The sequence below is a fragment of the Ligilactobacillus salivarius DSM 20555 = ATCC 11741 genome (assembly GCF_001435955.1).
In the GTDB taxonomy this organism is placed as follows: domain Bacteria; phylum Bacillota; class Bacilli; order Lactobacillales; family Lactobacillaceae; genus Ligilactobacillus; species Ligilactobacillus salivarius.
Genome location: NZ_AYYT01000001.1, coordinates 142,745 through 164,223, shown reverse-complemented (window position 1 = coordinate 164,223; position 21,479 = coordinate 142,745). Strand labels below are relative to the sequence as shown.

At 30.7% G+C, this 21,479-nt stretch carries 27 protein-coding genes; 24 read left to right on the top strand and 3 right to left on the bottom strand.

The window, feature by feature from the left end; genetic code table 11:
• Positions 1–14 precede the first annotated feature (14 nt).
• From nth to FC55_RS00790, 8 genes are all read left to right on the top strand, one after another.
• Complete coding sequence (gene nth / locus FC55_RS00825) at positions 15–656, top strand: endonuclease III (protein WP_035149732.1); 642 nt, start codon at positions 15–17, stop codon at positions 654–656.
• Between the two features lie 55 nt (positions 657–711).
• Entirely contained in the window at positions 712–1,230 is a 519-nt protein-coding gene (gene msrA / locus FC55_RS00820) for a peptide-methionine (S)-S-oxide reductase MsrA (RefSeq protein WP_003703770.1), read from the top strand.
• A gap of 23 nt (positions 1,231–1,253) precedes the next feature.
• Positions 1,254–2,126 (top strand): YitT family protein, encoded by an 873-nt coding sequence (locus tag FC55_RS00815; RefSeq protein ID WP_003700082.1) that lies wholly within the window; start codon positions 1,254–1,256, stop codon positions 2,124–2,126.
• Between the two features lie 70 nt (positions 2,127–2,196).
• Entirely contained in the window at positions 2,197–3,204 is a 1,008-nt protein-coding gene (locus FC55_RS00810) for a sugar transferase (RefSeq protein WP_003700083.1), read from the top strand.
• The gene (locus FC55_RS00805; protein WP_003700084.1) at positions 3,201–3,992 is read left to right on the top strand and encodes a glycosyltransferase family 32 protein; all 792 of its coding nucleotides are present in this window, start codon (positions 3,201–3,203) and stop codon (positions 3,990–3,992) included. Before FC55_RS00810 ends, FC55_RS00805 begins: the two co-directional genes overlap by 4 nt.
• A complete protein-coding gene (locus FC55_RS00800) occupies positions 3,979–4,926 on the top strand; it encodes a glycosyltransferase family 2 protein (protein WP_003700085.1) in 948 nt (315 codons plus the stop codon). Before FC55_RS00805 ends, FC55_RS00800 begins: the two co-directional genes overlap by 14 nt.
• 15 nt (positions 4,927–4,941) lie before the next feature.
• Positions 4,942–5,127, top strand: coding sequence for a hypothetical protein (locus FC55_RS00795; RefSeq protein WP_003700086.1), 186 nt, complete (start codon positions 4,942–4,944; stop codon positions 5,125–5,127).
• A gap of 2 nt (positions 5,128–5,129) precedes the next feature.
• A complete protein-coding gene (locus tag FC55_RS00790) occupies positions 5,130–5,315 on the top strand; it encodes a hypothetical protein (protein ID WP_003700087.1) in 186 nt (61 codons plus the stop codon).
• Positions 5,316–5,418: 103 nt separating this feature from the next.
• Here the strand turns inward: FC55_RS00790 and FC55_RS00785 are convergent, their stop codons facing one another.
• Complete coding sequence (locus FC55_RS00785; protein ID WP_003700088.1) at positions 5,419–6,231, bottom strand: pyruvate, water dikinase regulatory protein; 813 nt, start codon at positions 6,229–6,231, stop codon at positions 5,419–5,421.
• A gap of 250 nt (positions 6,232–6,481) precedes the next feature.
• On the opposite strand from FC55_RS00785, the gene rpsU reads away from it, so the two are divergent.
• The 3 genes from rpsU to FC55_RS10010 all read left to right on the top strand — a co-directional run bounded on the left by rpsU (position 6,482) and on the right by FC55_RS10010 (position 7,374).
• The gene (rpsU, locus tag FC55_RS00780; protein WP_003694124.1) at positions 6,482–6,667 is read left to right on the top strand and encodes a 30S ribosomal protein S21; all 186 of its coding nucleotides are present in this window, start codon (positions 6,482–6,484) and stop codon (positions 6,665–6,667) included.
• A gap of 18 nt (positions 6,668–6,685) precedes the next feature.
• On the top strand, positions 6,686–7,129 hold the full coding sequence (locus FC55_RS00775) for a GatB/YqeY domain-containing protein (RefSeq protein ID WP_003706153.1): 444 nt from the start codon (positions 6,686–6,688) through the stop codon (positions 7,127–7,129).
• A 101-nt stretch (positions 7,130–7,230) separates the two neighbouring features.
• Positions 7,231–7,374, top strand: coding sequence for a hypothetical protein (locus FC55_RS10010; protein ID WP_003700090.1), 144 nt, complete (start codon positions 7,231–7,233; stop codon positions 7,372–7,374).
• An 81-nt stretch (positions 7,375–7,455) separates the two neighbouring features.
• Here the strand turns inward: FC55_RS10010 and FC55_RS00765 are convergent, their stop codons facing one another.
• Positions 7,456–8,286: a site-specific integrase gene (locus tag FC55_RS00765; RefSeq protein WP_003700091.1), complete on the bottom strand. Its 831-nt coding sequence runs from the start codon at positions 8,284–8,286 to the stop codon at positions 7,456–7,458.
• Between the two features lie 4 nt (positions 8,287–8,290).
• Positions 8,291–9,187, bottom strand: coding sequence for a YitT family protein (locus tag FC55_RS00760; protein ID WP_003700092.1), 897 nt, complete (start codon positions 9,185–9,187; stop codon positions 8,291–8,293).
• 174 nt (positions 9,188–9,361) lie between these two features.
• Between FC55_RS00760 and dapB the strand changes: the two genes are divergently transcribed.
• The 13 genes from dapB to FC55_RS00690 all read left to right on the top strand — a co-directional run bounded on the left by dapB (position 9,362) and on the right by FC55_RS00690 (position 21,476).
• Positions 9,362–10,150, top strand: a complete 789-nt coding sequence (dapB, locus tag FC55_RS00755) for a 4-hydroxy-tetrahydrodipicolinate reductase (RefSeq protein ID WP_003700093.1) — start codon at positions 9,362–9,364, stop codon at positions 10,148–10,150.
• On the top strand, positions 10,147–11,361 hold the full coding sequence (locus FC55_RS00750; RefSeq protein ID WP_003700094.1) for a CCA tRNA nucleotidyltransferase: 1,215 nt from the start codon (positions 10,147–10,149) through the stop codon (positions 11,359–11,361). Before dapB ends, FC55_RS00750 begins: the two co-directional genes overlap by 4 nt.
• 5 nt (positions 11,362–11,366) lie before the next feature.
• Positions 11,367–13,265 (top strand): ABC-F family ATP-binding cassette domain-containing protein, encoded by a 1,899-nt coding sequence (locus tag FC55_RS00745; RefSeq protein WP_279621774.1) that lies wholly within the window; start codon positions 11,367–11,369, stop codon positions 13,263–13,265.
• Positions 13,266–13,282: 17 nt separating this feature from the next.
• Positions 13,283–14,239: a thymidylate synthase gene (locus FC55_RS00740; protein ID WP_003700096.1), complete on the top strand. Its 957-nt coding sequence runs from the start codon at positions 13,283–13,285 to the stop codon at positions 14,237–14,239.
• A 17-nt stretch (positions 14,240–14,256) separates the two neighbouring features.
• Positions 14,257–14,760 carry a dihydrofolate reductase gene (locus FC55_RS00735; RefSeq protein ID WP_003700097.1) on the top strand — a complete coding sequence of 168 codons (504 nt, stop codon included), beginning with the start codon at positions 14,257–14,259 and terminating at the stop codon, positions 14,758–14,760.
• Between the two features lie 176 nt (positions 14,761–14,936).
• Positions 14,937–15,797: an aldo/keto reductase gene (locus FC55_RS00730; protein ID WP_003700098.1), complete on the top strand. Its 861-nt coding sequence runs from the start codon at positions 14,937–14,939 to the stop codon at positions 15,795–15,797.
• 1 nt (position 15,798) lies between these two features.
• Positions 15,799–16,260, top strand: coding sequence for a MerR family transcriptional regulator (locus FC55_RS00725; RefSeq protein WP_003700099.1), 462 nt, complete (start codon positions 15,799–15,801; stop codon positions 16,258–16,260).
• A 3-nt stretch (positions 16,261–16,263) separates the two neighbouring features.
• Entirely contained in the window at positions 16,264–17,220 is a 957-nt protein-coding gene (locus FC55_RS00720) for an aldo/keto reductase (RefSeq protein ID WP_003700100.1), read from the top strand.
• 790 nt (positions 17,221–18,010) lie between these two features.
• Positions 18,011–18,940 carry an SGNH/GDSL hydrolase family protein gene (locus FC55_RS00710; RefSeq protein ID WP_003700103.1) on the top strand — a complete coding sequence of 310 codons (930 nt, stop codon included), beginning with the start codon at positions 18,011–18,013 and terminating at the stop codon, positions 18,938–18,940.
• A gap of 4 nt (positions 18,941–18,944) precedes the next feature.
• Entirely contained in the window at positions 18,945–19,544 is a 600-nt protein-coding gene (locus FC55_RS00705; RefSeq protein WP_003700105.1) for a YpmS family protein, read from the top strand.
• Positions 19,545–19,555: 11 nt separating this feature from the next.
• On the top strand, positions 19,556–19,783 hold the full coding sequence (locus FC55_RS00700) for a YozE family protein (RefSeq protein ID WP_003703777.1): 228 nt from the start codon (positions 19,556–19,558) through the stop codon (positions 19,781–19,783).
• Between the two features lie 58 nt (positions 19,784–19,841).
• Entirely contained in the window at positions 19,842–20,699 is an 858-nt protein-coding gene (ylqF, locus tag FC55_RS00695; protein WP_003700107.1) for a ribosome biogenesis GTPase YlqF, read from the top strand.
• A 9-nt stretch (positions 20,700–20,708) separates the two neighbouring features.
• Positions 20,709–21,476: a ribonuclease HII gene (locus tag FC55_RS00690; RefSeq protein WP_003700108.1), complete on the top strand. Its 768-nt coding sequence runs from the start codon at positions 20,709–20,711 to the stop codon at positions 21,474–21,476.
• The last annotated feature ends 3 nt before the right edge of the window (positions 21,477–21,479 follow it).

Below are 21,479 nucleotides of genomic sequence, written 5' to 3'. Positions count from 1 at the left end.
GTGGGGGAGATTATATGTTAGATAGTAAAGAAACACAATATGCGCTACAAGAAATGGGAAAAATGTTTCCAAATGCGACAACTTCATTAATAGCTGATAGTGATTATCATTTTTTATTAGCTGTTATCTTGAGTGCACAAACCACAGATAAAGCGGTAAACAAAATCACCCCAGCATTGTTTGATAGGTACAAATATCCGATAGATATGGCTAAGACTGATCCAAAAGAAGTTGCTAAATATATCAAGACTATCGGTCTTTATAAAAATAAAGCCAAATATTTAGTAGAATGCTCGAAAATGCTAGTGGAGAATTTTAATTCTGTTGTGCCTAAAACACATAAGGAGTTGATGTCCTTATCTGGTGTTGGAAGAAAGACGGCAGATGTTGTATTAGCTGAGAGATTTGGTGTTCCTGCTTTTGCAGTTGACACACATGTACATAGAATTTCTAAGCGTTTAGCAATAGTTCCAGAAGATGCTACAGTTAGGGAGACTGAAAGAATATTAATGTCAAAGGTTCCTAAAGAAGATTGGATAAAATCTCATCATCGAATGATTTTCTGGGGACGCTATCAATGTATGGCGAGAGCCCCTAAATGTGAAACTTGTCCATTATTGGAAATCTGTCAAGAAGGGCAAAAAAGGATAAAATAATATTAGAAAACATGATATAATCAATCTAATGAGTTTAATGAACGAGGTGACTTATATGAGTAAAGATACTGCTATTTTTGCAGGTGGATGTTTCTGGTGTATGGTAGAGCCGTTTGATAAGATGCCGGGGATTATTAGTGTTCGTTCAGGATATACAGGGGGCTTTGTTGAAAATCCAACTTATGAGCAAGTATGTTCTCATACAACAGGTCATACAGAAGCTGTAAAAATAGTTTTTGATCCTGAAATCATTTCCTATGCAGAATTAGTGAATATCTATTGGCGCCAAACAGATCCGACTGATGCAATGGGGCAATTTCAAGATAGAGGGGATAGTTATCGCCCTGTAATTTTTGTTCATGATGAAGAGCAACGTAAAATTGCTGAAGAATCAAAGAAAGCCTTAGCTGAAAGTGGAGAATTTGATAAGCCAATCGTAACACAAATTGAAAATGCTAAACCCTTCTATGAGGCAGAAGAATATCATCAGGATTTCTACAAGAAAAATCCGGAAAGATATGCTTTAGAAGAAATGGGCGGTAGGGAACAATTTCGTAATCAGCATTGGAATTAATAAAAAGAGAGGAATTATAGATTATGGATGAGTTGCAAAAGGTGTGGAAGAGACACCAGTATTTTGCAAAAGCATCAATGGCTTTTATTTATGGTATTTTGGTATCAATTGCATTAAATTTCTTTTGGGATCCTGGTAAGATTTATTCTTCAGGTATTACGGGGTTAGCTCAGTTGATTTCTACATTAACTGCTTCAAGTGGAATTCATTTGTCGACAGCTCTAATGTTATTTGTGTTGAACTTACCTTTGTTTATATTAGCATGGTTCCAAATTAGCCATAAATTTACAATTTTTACAATTTTGGCAGTTGTTTTTTCTAGTATTATGATGAAAGTTATTCAGCCAGTTACTTTGACCAATGATCCCATTATTTGTGCAATTTTTGGTGCTACTATTAATGGCTTTGGAACAGGATTAGCATTAAAAAATGGTATTTCAACTGGTGGATTAGATATTATTAGTTTAACTGTGCGTAAACGTACTGGGAAATCAGTTGGTACAGTAAACTTGGTTTTTAATATGTTTATAATTATAGCTGCTGGTTTCGTTTTTGGTTGGCCACATGCCTTTTATTCAGCTTTGGGAATTTTTATTAATGCTCAAGTAATGGATATGGTTTATACTCGTCAACAAAAAATGCAAGTGATGATAGTTACTAATAAACCAGATCTTGTAGTTAAGACTATTCAACATCATATGAGAAGGGGAATTACAATTATTCATGATGCTGAGGGGGCATATCAGCATGATAGAAAGACAGTATTATTAACTGTAATTTCTCGTTATGAAATGTTTGACTTAAAAGAAGCCATGCGTGAGTCAGATCCTAAGGCATTTGTCAGCATTGCTGAAAATGTACATATATTAGGAAGATTTTATGAACCAAGTATGTAAAAAAGAGGAGTAGGGATGGTTTCCATTTCCTACTCTTTTTAGTAGATATTAAGATTGAGGTAGGTTATGTATGAATAACATAATTGTTTCTATGTATAATAAGAGTCAAAACGAAGCTGGCCCCAAGGCAAAGATAGACGTTGAAAATTTTTTAAAAATTTATGATTTTAAGATACAAGACTTCTATTTTTATGGTGGAAGACGTGCAGAGTTAGTTAGTTATAGACAGAGTTTATTTGATATACCCTTTAGATTAAAAGGAAGATATGAGAATGCTATTTTTCAATATCCAGCACTTAATGAGCGTACTAATAAGGCGATAATAAGGAATTTAAAGAAAAATTCTCAAAAGGTATACATCTTAATCCATGATTTAGAGTCATTACGATTTAAAAATGGTGGAAACAATTTTGAGCTGGATTTGTTAAATATGTCTGATGGTGTAATTGCTCATAACAAAAAAATGATTGATTGGCTAAGAAATAGTGGAGTAGAGGTACCAATTGTTGATTTAGAAATTTTTGATTATGATAATAATATTCCTCTACAAGAAAATAATATTTTTGATAAAAGTGTTTGTTATGCAGGCAATTTGAATAAAGCTGCATTTCTAAAAGAATACGAGCCAGATTTTAAATTGACATTATTTGGGCCTAACTTTTCTCCAGCTTTAATAAGTAAACATATTGAATATAGAGGATCATTACCACCTGATGAATTAGCTAAAGAATTGCTAACTCAAAATTTTGGCTTGATATGGGATGGAGACAGTAGTAAAGAATGTAGTGGTGTATACGGTGAATACCTTAAATATAACAATCCACATAAAACTTCTTTATATTTAAGTTCAGGTATGCCTATCATTATATGGCGAGAGGCAGCATTAGCTGAATTTGTTGATAAAAATAAATTGGGCATAGTAGTTGATAATTTATCACAAATTAAACCAATTTTAGATAAAATGACTAGAGAAGAATATCAAGAGATTAAATCCAATACTATAAAGATAGCTCATAAACTTCGATCGGGATTCTATATAAAGAAAGCTATTACAGAATTAGGGGTGATAGATCAATGATACCTAAAGTTATTCACTACTGTTGGTTTGGCGGAAATCCTCTGCCCAAAGAACTTCAAGATTATATTGATACATGGAAAGAAAAATGTCCTGATTATGAAATAAAATGTTGGAATGAAAGTAATTATGATTATACAAAAAATGAGTATATGAAACAAGCTTTCGAAAAAGGTAAATGGGGTTTTGTGTCTGATTACGTCGGATATGATGTAGTATACAAATATGGTGGAATATATTTAGATACAGATGTAGAAGTTATTAAGAACTTTGACGATTTATTGGAAAATAAAATATTTATGGGTATTGAAAGTAATGAGAATGGATATTTTATCAATCCAGGTTTAGCATTTGGAGCTGAAAAAAATAATAATGATATCGGTAACCTACTTCATGAATACGATAAAATAAAGTTTATTAATGAGGATGGGAGTCTTAATTTGATTTCTATTCCAATATATGCGACAAACTATTTTTTAAAAAAAGGGTTCAAGAAGAAAAATGAATTTCAAAAATTGGATAACGGTATTTCAATTTATCCAATGGAATATTTTTCACCAATGAATTTTTTGACAGGAAAGATAGCTACAACTGATAATACGCATAGTATCCACCATTATAGTGCATCATGGCAGTCTAAAACTAATTTAAAACATATTGAAATAATTAGGAAGAATAATGCTATATTTGGTGAAAAATTAGGGAGATATGTAAATTTAGTGTTCAGAATATTTTGGGCGATTTCTAGAAGAATTAAAAAGGTTATAAGGAGAAAAAATGACGAAAATTAGTATAATTGTGCCAATTTATAATGTAGAAAAATATTTAAAAAGATCCTTAGATAGCTTAGTGAATCAAACACTAGAAGATATAGAAATTATTTTAGTAGATGATGGAAGTACTGATAATTCTCATAAAATTGCTGAAGATTATAAAGAAAATTATTCTAATGTATTATTAGTTACTAAAGAAAATGGTGGGTTGTCTGATGCAAGAAACTTTGGTTTACAGTATGCATCAGGAGAGTATATTGCTTTTATTGACTCCGATGATTACGTTGAAAGTCAAATGTTTGAGAGAATGTATAATTTATCGGAAAATGGTCGGAAGAAAATTATTGAAAGTAATTTTCTTTGGGAATTCCCAGATAAAAAAGTAAAAGATGTAGTGAAAAAATATAATTCATTAAATGAATACTTAGTAAAAGGTAGAGTAGTGGCTTGGAATAAAATTTATAAAAAGTCATGGCTAGATACATTGGATTTTAAATTTCCAGTTGGACGATTATATGAGGATCAGGACTTCTTTTTCAAGATGGTTGCTAATTTACAAAATATAGAGGAAATAGCTGTAGATGATCATATAGGAGTTCATTATGTACAAAGAAGTAATTCGATTTCTTATAATGAATCTACAAGAATTAGAGATATTTTTTGGATATACAATGATATAATTAAATATTATCAGGTACATAAAGTAACATGTTATAAAGATGAGATGGAATATAGATTCACTAGGAATTTACTGGGAAATGTATTGATTAGAAAAGTTTTAAAGCAAAAAGATAGGAAATTAAAAAGAGAATTATTATCTGAAATAAAAAGTTATATTGATACAAATTTTCCAAATTGGAAAAGAAATAAATATCTCAGTGAAAGAAGTAAACAAAATCTATATTTAAAAATGGTAAATTCAATAACATATAAGTTATTCTATTTATATTAGAAGGGATGTTAATTTATGAATAGAAAGAGTCTATTTGAAGAAGGAACATTTTGGGTTGCAATAATTTCGTTCGTATGTGCCTTTTTCTGTTTATTTGTAGGAGTTTTTGAAGCTTTTATAACTGCAATATTTTGGGCAGTTTTTGGAATTTTTACGTTGAATTATGCAATTTTAAAAAATAGAAGAAGAAATAGGAGGTAGCGATGTTTAAAGATTTAATTAAACAACTTAACTTTTGGGTATCTATTTTTTGTTTTATTTTATCATTTTTCAATCTTTTTATTTTTGAAAGAAAATATCTTTTACTAACGATTTTAATTCTTATTATTGGTGTGGTAGATATGTTTAATGCGGTTATGACAGTAAGAGTGAATAAGAAAGATAAGTAAGGAAGAACCTTGTAATTATTGGAAATTAAAAATTACAAGGTTCTTTTTGATATACAAAAAAAGCATAATATCGATAATACATCGGAATTATGCTTTAGATTGCTTAATCTTCACTATCAAGACTTTCAATAATAAGGGTTGCTGTTTCTTCAATAGACTTAGTTGCTACATTAATTTGTAAGCATCCTAATTCTTTATATAGATTAGTTGCAAATTCTAATTCTTGATTAATATTATCCATATTTGAATAAACAGTATCTGGATCTAGACCATAAGAAATCATGCGTTGACGTCTAATATTGTTTAAAACTTCAGGATCATTAGTCAAGCCAAAGATACGTTTTTTATCAACTTGATAAATTTCTTTAGGAATTTGAGTTTTAGGAACTAGTGGAAGATTGGCAACCTTATATCCTTGGTTAGCAAGATATAGTGATAAAGGTGTTTTAGATGTTCTAGAAACACCTAAAAGTACAATATCTGCTTTAAGGAAACCAGATGGATCTTTACCATCATCATAGGTAACTGCAAATTCAAGAGCTTCAATACGCTTGAAATAGTCTGGATTGAGTTTGTGCTTTAATCCAGCTGCATTTAAAGGTTTTTCTCCAGTTATCTCGGCTAAAATTTGGACCACACCAGTTAGAGCATCAATAACATGCAAGTTATTTTCTTTACCAAAATTATTAACATAGTCAGATAATTCAGGATTAACAAAAGTATGTAAAATAATGGCATTTTCTCTTTTTGCCTTATTCAAAATACCTTGAAGTAAGGAAATAGTTTTTGTTAGTGGAAAACGGCGAATGTTAAATTTACTATTAGGAAATTGAACGGTACCTGCAGTAATTAAACTAAGACCAGTTTCGCCAACTGAATCAGAGATAACAAAAATATTAGTAATAGAATCAGACATATTATCACTCCTATAAAAGCGTTTTACATGTAATTAATTATACATTTAAATAGATATTATTTCCATATGGAATGAAGAATTAATGTATTATTAGCTAAGTAAAGAATAATATGTCAAGAAATTACAAATTATTTATTGATATATTATTGACACTAGATAAAGCATTAGTTACAATAGAAAAGAACTGTTGAAATATGTACTTTTGCTATTTAAGACGGTTACATTTAAGCTCGGAGGGAGGGAAACACACATGTCAAAAACAGTCGTTCGTAAAAACGAATCTCTTGATGACGCTCTTCGTCGCTTCAAACGTTCCGTTTCAAAAACAGGTACTTTGCAAGAATATCGGAAACGCGAATTCTACGAGAAGCCAAGTGTAAAGCGTAAGAAGAAATCCGAAGCAGCTCGTAAACGTAAAAACAAGCGTCGTTTCTAATTTAGGAGGCTTGATGTAGTGAGCTTATTAGAGTCATTGCAAAAAGATATGATTGCAGCTATGAAAGCAAAAGATAAGGTCAAACTTGGCACTATCCGTATGTTAAAAGCTGCAGTTGTGAACGAGCAAATTGAGGTTGGACATGACTTATCTTCAGATGAAGAAATAGCTGTGTTATCTCGAGAGTTAAAGCAACGTAAGGATTCTCTTGAAGAATTTAAGAATGCTGGCCGTGATGAAGCTGTTCAAAATCTTAAGAATGAAATAAAGGTTGTTGAAAGCTATTTACCAGAGCAACTTAGTGAAGATGAAGTGAAGACCATTGTTCAAGAAACGATTGACCAAGTTGGAGCAACGTCCAAAGCTGATTTTGGTAAAGTCATGGGAGCAGTAATGCCAAAACTCAAAGGAAAGGCTGACGGAAAGTTAGTCAATGCAACCGTAAAAGAATTATTAAATTAATAATTACTCGATTTACTACCACATTATATTTGTGGTAGTTTTTTTATGCTTTTATAATATGATATAATGAAAGCGATATATAAAGGGGAGGACTATTTACAATGAAAAAATACATAAAAAATAAATTATATGCTCATAGAGTAAGGGTTAAAAAATTATGGGCAGTTTGTTTAATTTTAATAGGAATTAATAATATTATAGTTGGTATAGGCAAATATTTTAAAGCTAATTCTGATAGAAAATAAAATATTTTGTAGATCATTAATTGAATTATACATACATATAAAAATGACAAGATTTAATTTGAAAAATCTTGTCATTTTTAGTTATTCGGTTGTACTATAAGATTTTTGGCGATAATAATTTAATGATGTAAGATCTTCTAATCTTAATTGCTGAATAAGTTGTGTATCGCTTAAATTTTGATTATTTAGAATAAAATAACATACGGCATTTTGATATAGTTCACGAGGAGATAACTTGATATCGATACTCTTTTGGTCCTTCTTTAAATATTTGTGTAATCCAGGTAAAGTTAATTGGGGTGAAACAATATCCAATCTCTTTTTCAAAAAGATATCGTGAGTATGTTGTCGTTGCTGAAGGTTTATAATCTCCTCATTAAATAAATTGATAAATTCATACTCAAAATCTGTAAATTCTATCTGATTTAGTTCCTGATAAAAGTCTCTTTGTAAAATCTCTTTTATTGTATAGAAATGTGATATCAATAAGAGAGTCATACGAGTATAAAGGCTCAGATTATCATCAACTAAATATTCAGCTAACTTTTCAGTCCAAGCTAGATCAGTAGCTTTATTTACAGTACGTTTTCTTCCTTTAATAGATAGAGTAGGCAAAACAGGTGATAAATTATTAATAAATAAAAATTTAAAGTAGGTATTAATATGGGTAAGCATCTTATTATAAGTAGTATTTTTAATATTATTAGTTATTGATAAGGTGTTTAAATACTCTTTAATATCATTGCTAGAAATTGATGAAACTTTTAGTGAATCACGGTAATTTGGATTATTTTGTCTAAGATAATTAAAGAAACGTGTGATATCACGAGTTAAATCAGCAATGGTATTTTCTTCTAGAAAACGTTCATTACGCAAATACAAGATAAATCTCTTTTCATAAGGAAAACTCAAAAATTTATCCTCCCTTTTTAATGTACTTCAATAGTGAACGACTTGGGGTATTAAAACTAAATCCGTCGCCCATTGCCTCAGAAACTTCAAAAATAGAGACAAATGCCTCACTATCATGATGATTGATGTATCCTTTTAATGTATTTAGTTCATTAGGACTAACGACACAGTATAATGCTTTTCGTTCTTGTCCAGAAAAAGCACCTTCAATTTTAAGATAGCTGACACCACGTTCCATTTTCTGAATTATATCATTAGCAATCTCTGTTGGATGATTAGTTATAATAATAACCCCTCGTGCAGCATAGGCACCTTCTTGAATGAAGTTAACAACTTGGGCAAAAACATATGAACCAAGTAAAGTGTACATCATTTGGCGTAAGTCTAGATAACTTAAAGAACAAGTTAAAACGATAACATCTAAGGCAAGTAATGTTTTTCCCATAACAATACCACGTTTCTTTTCAAAAATACGTGCAACTATATCGGTACCACCAGTAGTTCCTCCAAAACGATAAACCAATCCAGAACCAGTACCACCAATTAAACCAGCTAAAACACCAGCAAGGAACAAGTCGTGATGAATATTGATATTAATAGGAATCCTTTGCCAAAGCCAAGTCCAAATTGATAACATGGTAGTTCCGTAGATAGTATATATTAAAGCTTTCTTTCCTAGATAACGATAACCAATCCAAATTAAAGGAATGTTAAGTAAAATAATTGAATATGCAGGATCGATATGTAGCCAATATCTAATAATTAAGGTAATACCTGTTGCTCCACCTTCGGCAAGGTTATTGGCAATATTTACAGTAACTAAGCCAAAAGCGTATAAAGAACAACCGATAGTAATAAAAATTAAATCTTTAATACTAATTTTTTCATTTTGATAAGTCATTAATTATTCACCCCTTATATAAGTTCACTTTTTCATAGATAGTATTTATAGTTCTATACTATCATGAATTTCAAAGATATAATATTATTTATAACTATTAGATAGTCGGTATTTTAATAAATACGATGAGTATTGTATAATTGATATTAATATAATGCATGGGAGGACTTTTTTATGATAAATGTTTTAGTTGCTGGATTCAAAGGAAGTATGGGAAATAAAACAATCCATATGGTAGCAAACAATGATAAATTTAAGCTTGCAGGTGTTTATAATCCCGTAGTTACTGAAAAGAATGTTAATGAAGTTGCTGAATTTGCAGACTTGGATGTGCCTGTATATACAGATTATGAACAAATCCCAGTTAATGATATTGATGTATGGATAGATTTTACAATTCCAAGTGCTGTTTATCAAAATGTTAAGTTCGCACTAGAAAATAAAATTTCAGTTGTTGTGGGTACAACTGGACTTAAGGATGAACAAATTGTTGAATTAAAAGAAATTGCTGCAAAGAACGGTATTGGTGGATTGATTGCACCTAACTTTGGTATTTCAGCGGTTTTATTAATGCAATTTGCAAAACAAGCTGCAAAATATATGCCTGATGTAGAAATTATTGAAATGCACCATGATAATAAGTTGGATGCACCAAGTGGTACTGCTATTAATACTGCAAAATTAATTGCTGAAGTTCGTGAAGAACATCAACAAGGTAATCCAGAAGAAACTGAAAGTTTAGATGGAGCTAGAGGTGCTAATTATGAAGGAATGCATATTCATTCTGTTAGATTACCTGGATATGTAGCTCATGAACAAGTTCTCTTTGGTAGCAAGGGAGAAGCTTTAACAATTAGACAAGATTCATTTGATAGAGAATCATTTATGACAGGTGTAGCTTTAGCTGTAGAAAAAATTGGTGATTACAATGAATTGATGGTAGGTTTGGAGAACTTATTATGATTGTAGAAAATATACCAGATGAGTTTAAAAAAGCGTTACCTATTTTAGAGAAAATTAGAGAAGTTGGATTCGAAGCATACTTTGTCGGTGGTAGTGTTCGCGATACTTTACTTGGTTTACCAATTCATGATGTTGATATCGCTTCAAGTGCCTATCCTGAGGAGATTAAACAAATATTTAGTAAGACTGTTGATACAGGTGTAGAACATGGTACGGTGATGGTTTTAGACCACGGTACTGGATATGAAATTACTACTTTTCGAACAGAATCAACTTATCAAGACTATCGAAGACCTGATAAGGTTGAGTTTGTGCGCTCTTTAGAAGAAGATTTAAAACGAAGAGATTTAACAATCAATGCTCTTGCGATGGATGATAAGGGTAAAATCATAGACTTATTCGATGGATTGAAAGATTTGAAAAATGGCATTATAAGAGCCGTTGGAAATCCTGAAGAACGATTCCATGAAGATGCATTACGTATGATGCGTGCCGTCAGATTTGGTAGTCAATTAGATTTTAAAGTAGAACTAGATACCTTCAATGCTATTAAGAAAAATTCCCATTTACTTGAAAAAATTGCAATTGAAAGAATTCATGTAGAATGGGTTAAACTTCTCTTGGGTAAAAACCCTAAACAAGGATTACAAGAATTTTTAGATACAGAATTATATAAATATTGTCCATTATTTGCAGATAAATATGCTGAATTAAAGTCTATATTAGAATTTTCAGACTTTAAATTAAATACAGAAGAAGAATGTTGGACATTATTATCTGATGTTTTTAAGTTAAAAGATACTGATATAAGCAATTTATTACGTTCTTGGAAGAGTTCTAATAACATTATTAAATATGTTATTGCAGCTAGTTTATGTGTCCAAAAAATCAAAGATAGTAAGTTAGATATTGAGACATATTATCAAAATGGAATAGAAATTATTTTAACAGCTAACCAAATTGCAAAAATACGAGGATTTGGTATGGATGATAATGAGCTTAAAATCAATTATGATAAATTACCGATTAAATCTAGAAAAGAAATGAAGATTAATGGTAAAGATCTTGTGCAAGAAGCAGGGGTCAAACCTGGAAAAATAATGGGTGAAATTTTAAATAAACTTGAAAAAGAAATAGTTTTTGGGAATATTATTAATGACAAAGAGATATTAATAGAAAATGCAAAGAAACTATTAGAAGAGAAAGTGTGAGTAGTGTGCAAACTTTACGTGTAGAAAGTTTAACCAAGACATATGGCGAAAAAACGCTATTCAAGGATTTAAACTTTTTAATAAATGAACATGATAGAATTGGTTTAATTGGAACGAATGGTTCTGGAAAAACAACACTATTGAATGTTTTAACTGGAATTGATTCAGCAGATTCTGGAAATTTAATAAAACCAAATGATTATCGTATAAGTTACTTAAAACAAGCACCTGAATTTCCACAAAACAGTACAATTATGGAAGCTATTTTTACTGGAGCTGCTCCTGTATTTCAAACAATTAGAGATTATGAAGAAGCTCTAACTGAATATGGTGCACATCCAGATGATAAAAAAGCCGAACAACGTTACATCAAAGCTGAAGAAAAAATGAATCAAGAAGATGCATGGACAGCCGATAGCGATGTTAAGACAATTCTAACTCAATTACACATAGAGGATTTAACGCAAAAAATAGAAGAGTTATCAGGTGGACAAAGGAAACGTGTAGGCTTAGCTCAAGTATTGATTCAAGCGCCTGATTTGTTGATACTAGACGAACCAACTAATCATTTGGATTTTGATTCTATTGAATGGTTAGAACAATATCTTGCTAACTATAAAGGAGCATTATTAGTAGTTACACATGATAGATATTTCTTAGATCAGATAGCTACTGAAATAATGGAATTGTCATTTGGTAGTTTATATTCGTATACTGGAAACTATCAAGATTTTGTTAGACAAAAAGCTGAACGGGTTGAAAGAGAACTTGTTCAAGAACATAAACAACAGCAATTATATAAAAAAGAATTAGCTTGGATGAGAACAGGTGCTAAAGCACGTACTACTAAGCAACAAGCTAGAATTAATAAATTTAATGAATTAAAAAGCAATTTAAATAAAGTCCAAGTTGACGAAAATGTTGATATTAATTTAGGACAACAAAGATTGGGAAAGAAAGTATTAGAATTAAAAGATGCAAGTTTAACAATTGGAAATCATAAAATAATTGAAGATTTCAATTTGCTAATCCAAGCTGGAGACAGAATCGGTATTACAGGCGTTAATGGTGCCGGGAAATCTAGTTTTTTAAATGCTTTATCAGGTGAATTGCCATTAGATTCAGGTATTTTGACAATCGGTGAAACTGTAAAGATGGCTTATTATCGACAACAGACGGAAGAGATTCCTGAAGATAAAAGAATTATTAGTTATTTAAACGAAGTTGGTCAAAATATTGTAAATAAAGATGGTGAGCGAATTAGCACAACTCAATTATTGGAACAATTTCTATTTCCAAGATTTATGCATGGAACATTGATTCGTAAACTCTCCGGCGGTGAAAAGAGACGCTTATATCTTTTGAAATTACTGATGTCTCAACCTAATGTTTTATTATTGGATGAACCAACTAACGATTTAGATATAGGAACATTAACAGTTTTGGAAGATTATTTAGATAACTTTAACGGAACTGTTATCACCGTATCACATGACAGATATTTTCTTGATAAGGTAGCTGATTCATTATATATCTTTGAAGGGAATGCAAGAATCAAGCATTATGTCGGGATGTTTACAGATTATCTGAAAAATGCCAAGAATGAAGCAGTTAAAACTAAAAAACAAGCATCTGCAGCAAAAGTAGAAAAGGCAGATAATGCAGAAGACAAAGTTAAGAAGAAAACTAAGTTAACTTACGCTGAAAAGATGGAATATGAAAAATTAGAATCAGAAATCGACAAGCTTGAAAATGATAAAACAAGTTTAGAAGAAGAAATGCAACATGTTGATGGGGCTGATTATACTAAATTAGCAAGTTTACAGCAACAAATTGATGAATTAGATGAAGATATTATGGAAAAAGTTCAACGTTGGGACGAACTTAGTCAGTATGTTGATTAATAGGAAGGAGAACACCGATGTCTATAGTAGAAGAACCGTATTTACAGTTAATTCGTGATATTTTAGAAAAAGGTCATGAAAAGAGCGATAGAACTGGAACAGGGACAAAGAGTCTCTTTGGTTATCAAATGAGATTTAATTTAGCAGAAGGTTTCCCATTATTAACGACTAAAAAAGTTCCATTTGGCTTAATAAAGAGTGAATTGTTATGGTTTTTAAGAGGAGATACTAACATTAGATTCTTATTGGAACATAATAATCATATTTGGGATGAATGGGCATTTAAGAATTGGGTTGAAAGTGATGAATATCATGGACCAGATATGACTAATTTTGGTTTAAGAGCCCAAGAGGATGATAACTTTAATAAGGTTTATCAAGATGAAAAGAAAAAGTTCTGTCAGAAAATTGTTGAAGATCAAGAATTTGCTAATAAATTTGGCAATTTGGGAGATGTATACGGCGCTCAATGGCGTCATTGGCAAACAAGAAATGGTGAAACTATAGATCAAATAAAAGATGTTATTGAGACTATTAAAAATAATCCAGACTCACGTCGCATGATTGTAACAGCATGGAATCCAGAAGATGTTCCATTAAGTGCTTTACCACCTTGTCATACATTGTTCCAATTTTATGTAAATGATGGAAAACTGAGTTGTCAATTATATCAACGTTCTGCAGATGTATTTTTAGGTGTACCTTTTAATATAGCAAGTTATGCATTGTTGACACATATGATTGCTAGAGAAACTGGGCTTGAAGTAGGAGAATTTGTTCATACTCTTGGCGATGCACATATTTACTTAAACCATCTAGATCAGGTTAATGAACAGTTGCAAAGAAAGCCTAATGATGCTCCAACATTATGGTTAAATCCAGAAAAGAAAAATATTATGGATTTTGAAATGGAAGATATTAAGGTAAAAAATTATCATTCACATTCAGCAATTAAAGCGCCAGTTGCTGTTTAGTCTGTGAGGTGTGCACTATGATTTCATTTGTATGGGCAGAAGATCAAAAACATCAAATAGGATATAAGGGACATTTACCTTGGAGACTTCCAGCCGATTTGGCTCATTTTAAAGAAGTTACAATGGGTCATCCAATGGTAATGGGGAAGAAAACGTTTGATAGTTTTCCTGGTTTATTACCAGGACGTCAACATATAGTGTTAACCCATGATACTAACTTAAAAGAAAAGTATAAAGACAATCCCCAAGTAGAAATTATGAATTCTATTGATGAATTAACTTCTTGGTTAGATGAAAATCAGTTTCAAGAAGTTAGCGTTATTGGTGGAGCGATGTTATTCAACTTACTTCTTAATAAAGTAGATAAATTATATAAGACTGAAATACTAAGTGAGTTTAATGGCGATACGGTTATGCCTACTATTAATTATGATGAATTTAAACTTGTTTCAAAAAAAATCGGTAAGGTAGATGAAAAAAACAAGTATCCTTATGTATTTTTGGAATACGAAAGAAAATAATTTCTAATAAAAATAATGAAAGATGAGTAAGACAATTTTGTAGTACTCATCTTTTTTTACATTTTTAAGGCTTAAATGTTGACTTCAAGTTAACTTGAAGTTTTATTATAGATATGTAAGTTCATATAGGGTTGATATTAAAAAATCTAAATTTTTAATAGAAGGATGTGCTAAATATGCAAAAATTATCAAGTTTAACATCGCCATTAGTTCTAGCGAATGGTGTTGAAATTCCAGGACTAGGCTATGGTACTTACCAAACTCCACCTGAAGATACATACAAAGTAGTATCAGAAGCATTATCAATCGGTTATCGCCACATTGACACAGCTGCATTATATGGCAATGAAAGTGGTGTAGGTAAGGCTGTTAAAGATAGTGGGTTGAAGCGTGAAGAAGTATATATTACTAGTAAGTTATGGAATACTGAACGTGGATACGACAAAGCAATTGCTTCCTTTAATAAGACTTTAGAAAATCTTGAGACAGATTATTTAGATTTATTCCTAATTCATTGGCCAGCTAATGAAAAGCAATTTGGGGATGAAGCTAATAAAATTAATTTAGATACATGGCGTGCTTTTGAAGACCTCTACAAAGAAGGCAAAATTAGAGCAATTGGTGTATCTAATTTCATGCCAAATCATTTGGAATATTTATTAGAAAATGCAGAAATTAAGCCAATGGTTAACCAAATTGAAGTTCATCCTGGTTGGCCACAAACAGAAGCAATTCGTTATTGCCAAAGACATGATATTTTAGTTGAAGCTTGGGCTCCATTGGGTGAAGCAGCAGCTTTAAGTAATGAAGTTTTACAAAGAATTGCTAAAAAATACGATCATACAACTGCACAAGTATGCTTACGTTGGGGAATTCAACAAGGAATATTGCCATTACCAAAATCTGTTCATAAGAATAGAATTGAAGAAGACACACATATTTTTGATTTTGAATTAACAGATGATGAAATGGATGTTATTGGTTCACTTCGTAATCTTGGTGGACAATGCAAAGTTCCAGATCAAGTGGATTTTTAATATGAAAACGGAAGAAAAAATATATCGAATCGGTGAAATTGCTGAGATGTTTGATCTTAGTAAATCAACTATTCGTTTTTATGAAGAAATTGGATTATTTCCTAATTTAAAACGTTCTCCAGGTGGACTACGACTTTTTTCTCAAGAGGAAATTAACTGCATTGAAGATGTTGAATGTTTAAAGAAAACAGGAATGTCTTTAAAGGATATTGCAGCATATGTAAGTTGGAAACAAGAAGGAGATTCCAGTCTTCTAGCAAGATTAAATCTCATTAGAAATCAAAGACTTACTTTAGAACAAAATATTCGTAATCTTGAAAAAGAATTGACAAAGTTAACACACAAACAATGGTATTATGAACAAGCTGTTGCAGCTGGAACAGAATCTATTTTTAATGGGGATTGCGAATATGAGTATTATCGTGCTCATCCTGATGAACAACAAACTGAAAGTGAGGGGTAATAAATGAGACAAATTGTTTTAGGTAATGGTGAAATTACTGCTTCCCAAGTTGCACTTGGAATTATGCGTATGGGTAAGAAGAGTGTAGAAGATGCTACAACTGTTCTAAAAACAGTCTATGACCAAGGAGTAAATTTCTTTGATTCTGCTGATATATATACAGATGGTGAATCAGAATTAGTTTTTGGTAAAGCTTTAAAAAATGCAGGTATACCACGTGATAAAGTCTATATTCAATCTAAAGCTGGAATTGTATTAGATCATGCACGAACAACTGCTAATGGATTGGTATTTGGACAAAGATATGATTTTTCTAAAGAACATTTATTACAAGCTGTAGATGGAATTTTAGAAAGAATTGGTGTAGATTATTTGGATACATTCTTGTTACATCGCCCTGATCCATTAATGGAACCAGATGAAGTAGCGGAAGTATTTAATACTTTATTGAGAAGTGGAAAAGTTAGAAATTTTGGTGTATCTAATTTTAATGCTAGTCAAATAGATGTGTTACAACAAGCTGTTGGCCAAAAATTAATCATCAATCAAGTTCAATTAAGTTTGAAGCATACACCTTTAATTGATAGTGGAATTTTTGTAAATAGACTTGAAGATGAAGCTATTGATAGAGAAAGTGGGATGCTTGAATATTCTAGAAAAAATAATATTACTCTACAAGCATGGTCCCCATATCAATATGGAATGTTTGAAGGTGTATTTATTGATAATCCTAAGTTCCCAGAATTAAATGCAATGATGGATGAAATTGCTAAGAAGTATGGGGTTACTAAAAATGCGATTGCGACTGCTTGGATTACTAGATTGCCACATAATGTTCAAGTTATTTTAGGTTCAATGAATCCACAACATTTGGAAGAAAGTATTGCTGGTGCTGATATTCGTCTAACACGACAAGAATGGTATGATTTATATCTTGCAGCAGGACACAAATTACCTTAAAAAATATTGAATTAAGTAAAAAATAGGCGTCAATAAGATAATATATCAATAAAAGATATATATCTTACTGGCGCTTTTTGTTTAAAAAATTAATAGTGTTATTAACCATGAAGTAGTAGCAAAAGTAAATAAAATTGTTTCTAAAAGTTTGGTATATTCAAATTGGCGTATAATAATAATCACATTAAATGAGATTAGAACTATTATGGATAGTATAGTTGATAAAGTACTAATTCTTAGATTAAGTAAAGAAAGTAAACTATATATAAAAAATAATATATTAGTAACTGAAAAAAGTATTTTTTGTTGATGATAACATAAACAAGTAAATAAAACATTAAATACTAGTAGAGCTAAGCTTAATCCAAACCCAATCCAACCAAGAACAGATAGGTGGAATCCAATAAATACAGCTATGTAAATAGTAGTTGTATATAAATAGAGTAAGCATGATGAAATTATATCCATAACTTTGGCAGCCCCGGTTAATTTAAGAGATATACTAACAATTTCAAATGATGAGTAAATAAAAAGTGTAGCTAATATGAGAGCTAAAGATGTAATCATCGCATAATTAGTAGTTCGAGAGAACTTAATTAGAGTGATGATTAGTAATAACATTGAAGAAATTAAGGATAATCCCAAAAGAATAGAGCTACTAATTATAGTAATTAAGGGATGTTTATTATTAAAATTTTGCATTAGTATCACCTATAAAATTTTGTTATAATTTACGATGTATGTATCTTTTATTGTAACATAGATATTTTAGTTTCTAGAGGTAATAAAAATGAATTATAAAAAAATAGTATTGTTGTGGTCATTGGTTGCAATTTTAATCGGAGTTATTACTTTAATTACTATTAATAGTAAGAAAAATATAAGCAAAAGTAATGAAGTTCAGCTAAAGAGGACTAGAAAAAATGTTAAGGCTGTAAAAGTTTCTAAAATTAAGCTTGTAGGATTGGGAGATTCTTTAACGTACGGAGTTGGAGATCAAACTAATAAGGGTGGATATGTACATCTTATTAAAGAAAAAATAGAAAAGAAAGAATCTATAAAAGTAGTTACCAAAAATTATGGCAAAACCGGAGATAGAAGTGATCAAATATTAGCAAGACTTTTAACGAAGAAGAATATCCAAAAAGATATCAAAAATGCTGACGTGATTACAATGACAGTTGGTGGTAATGATCTAATGCAAGTTATGGAGAAAAATTTTTCTTCAATGGCAGATGATAAGATGCAACCAGTTGTAGAAAAATCGGCAAAGAATTATCAAAGTAATTTACAAAATTTAATAGGAAAAGTTAGAAGTTTAAACAAGAAAGCACCAATTTTTTTATTTAGTGTATATAATCCATTTTATGTATATTTTCCTAATATTACGCAGATGCAAGATTATACTAATAAATGGAACAAAATTGCTAGACAAGTTACTTTGGAAGAAAACAAAGTATATTTTATTGACATAAACAAACAACTTTCAATGGGGCAATATGTAAATTTACCTAAAGAAGATTTGGTGAAAAAATCAGAAACAGATTTAGATAAAAAATCAGGTAAACAATTAGAAAATATTTTATCAAATACAAAAGAAAAGAATGACTATTTATCTGAAGATGATCATTTTCATCCTAATTTAAAAGGATATAAGTATATGACAAATAAGTTATTTGATGAAATGAATAGACATAAAAATACATGGTTGGTGAAATAATAGAATGGAAGAGAAAAAAGTAAATTATTGGAAATGGGCTTTTTTTGTATTAGTGGGAATTTTATTTATAAGTGGTTGTTATCTCGCAACAAAAGTAACTTCACAAACAAAAGAGCAAACTAATATAGCTAAAGTTTCAGATAAGAATTCTAAGCAAAAGTATACAAGTGTTGATGTTACATTAGATAAGAAACAAGCTAATGCGACAATCAATTATTATTTACGGAAAAATCAGAAAAAAGGTAAGATTAAATATCGTTTTTTGGTAGATAAATCTGCAATCATGATGGGAACAACTAAGATTTTAGGGAAAAATGTGTCATTTACATTATATACAAAACCTACCTTAGATAAGAATGGAAATATTTTATTAAAAGTTAAATCAGTGGCCATTGGTTCATTAAACGCTCCAGCTGGATTTATATTGAAATATGTGAAAAATAATTACGACTTAGGGAAAGTGGCAATTATTGATCCAAAAGCAAAAACTATAACTTTAGATTTAAATCAATTAACTAAGAAACAAGATGTTTTAGTTAAGGGTACTAAGTTGGATTTGGTGAATGATGAATTTAAATTTAATGTAAAAGTTCCACTGAAATGAGAGGTGTTTTTATGAGTAAAAGACAAAGTTTTTATCAATTTCTAATGACTGAAAGAAATCCAGATAGTACAGATGAAATTGCACAATTTGCTAATAATGCATTTTATGATCAAAGCTTTCCAAAACAAGCAGATGACTATGATTCATTATCGCAATATTTAGAATTGAATGGAACATATTTACCAAGTATGGTGATTTTTGACAATGCTTGGACTAAGTATGAAGAATTTATGAGTTAGAGAAAAAGTATGTTAATATGAATTAGACTAGTATTTTAACGAAAGGATATGATATGTAATGGCGATTATACAATGGTTTCCTGGACATATGGCGAAAGCTTTACGTCAGGTAAAAGAAAACTTAAAATCTGTAGATATCGTACTTGAATTGGTAGATGCACGACTACCAGAATCATCGCGTAATCCACAATTAGCTGAAGTTTTACAAGATAAACCTAGTATTATTGTATTGACTAAAATGGATTTAGCTGATCCCGCTGAAACAAAAAGATGGATTAACTATTATGAAAGTATGGGACAACCTGCAATAGCTGTTAATAGTAACAGTGGTAATTTGAAGATAATTGAAAAGAAGATTAAGGAAATTCTTGCAGATAAGCTTCAAAGCAGAAAAGAAAAGGGAATTCAAAACCAAAAATTACGCGCGATGTGTATTGGAATTCCTAATGTTGGCAAGTCAACTTTATTAAATCATCTAGTAAAAAAGAATGTTGCACAAACTGGTAATCGTCCAGGGGTTACTAAGGCTCAACAATGGCTTAAAGCTGGAAAAGATTTGCAATTATTAGATACACCAGGAATATTATGGCCTAAATTTGAAGATCCTTTAGTAGGGAAAAAATTAGCATTAACTGGTGCCATAAAAGATACATTATATGCAAAAGATGATGTTGCTTTATATGCAGTAGAACATTTTATCCATACCAATCCAGATGCGCTTGCTCAAAGATATAGATTAACACAATCAGAATTAGAAGATACAACTGTTGAGACTTTGTTAGCTATTACAAGAAACATGGGATTTAAAGAAGACTATGATAGAGCTAGCGAAAGATTAATTTTTGAAATTCGTAAAGGTAAATTGGGCAGATATACTTTGGACAAGCCGCCAGTAGATGCTAGTCCAGAAAATTAGAGGAAGTAAATGGAAAAGTTAACAATAGCTCAAATAAAAAAGATGCTAACTGAAGAAATCTCAAGTGAGCAATTAGCAGAATTGAAGTTAGATGAGCGTAAAGGCGTTCAATTAGCAATTAAATCTTATGAAAAAAGGCTAAAGAAAATTGAAAATGAAAAATTAAAATTTCAAAATAGATTGAAAATTGAGCGTGATTTATGGAATAAGGGTATTGAATATATTGCTGGTGTGGACGAAGTTGGCAGAGGCCCGTTAGCAGGTCCTGTTGTAACTGCAGCGGTTATTTTGCCACATGATTTTGATATTTTTGAAGTTAACGATTCAAAGCAATTAAGTGAAAAAAAGCGAGAAGAATTATATAAAAAAATATTAGAAAAAGCAGTTGCTGTAAGTGTAGGCTTATCTGATAATAATTTAATTGATGAAGTAAATATCTATGAAGCTACACGTTTAGCAATGAAACAAGCGATAGAAAGTTTAAACATTACACCACAAAAGATAATTGTTGATGCAATGACAATTGATACAAAAATTCCTCAATTACGGTTAATAAAGGGCGATGCTAAAAGTGCATCTGTTGCTGCTGCAAGTATTGTTGCTAAAGTTACCAGAGATCATTTGATGCAATTTTACGCACGTATTTATCCAGGATATGGTTTTGAAAAGAATGATGGTTATGGAACTAAACAACATTTGGAGGGCCTTGAAAATAAAGGAGTTACTCCAATTCACAGACAAAGTTTTGAACCAGTCAAAAAAATCTTATTAAAATAATAC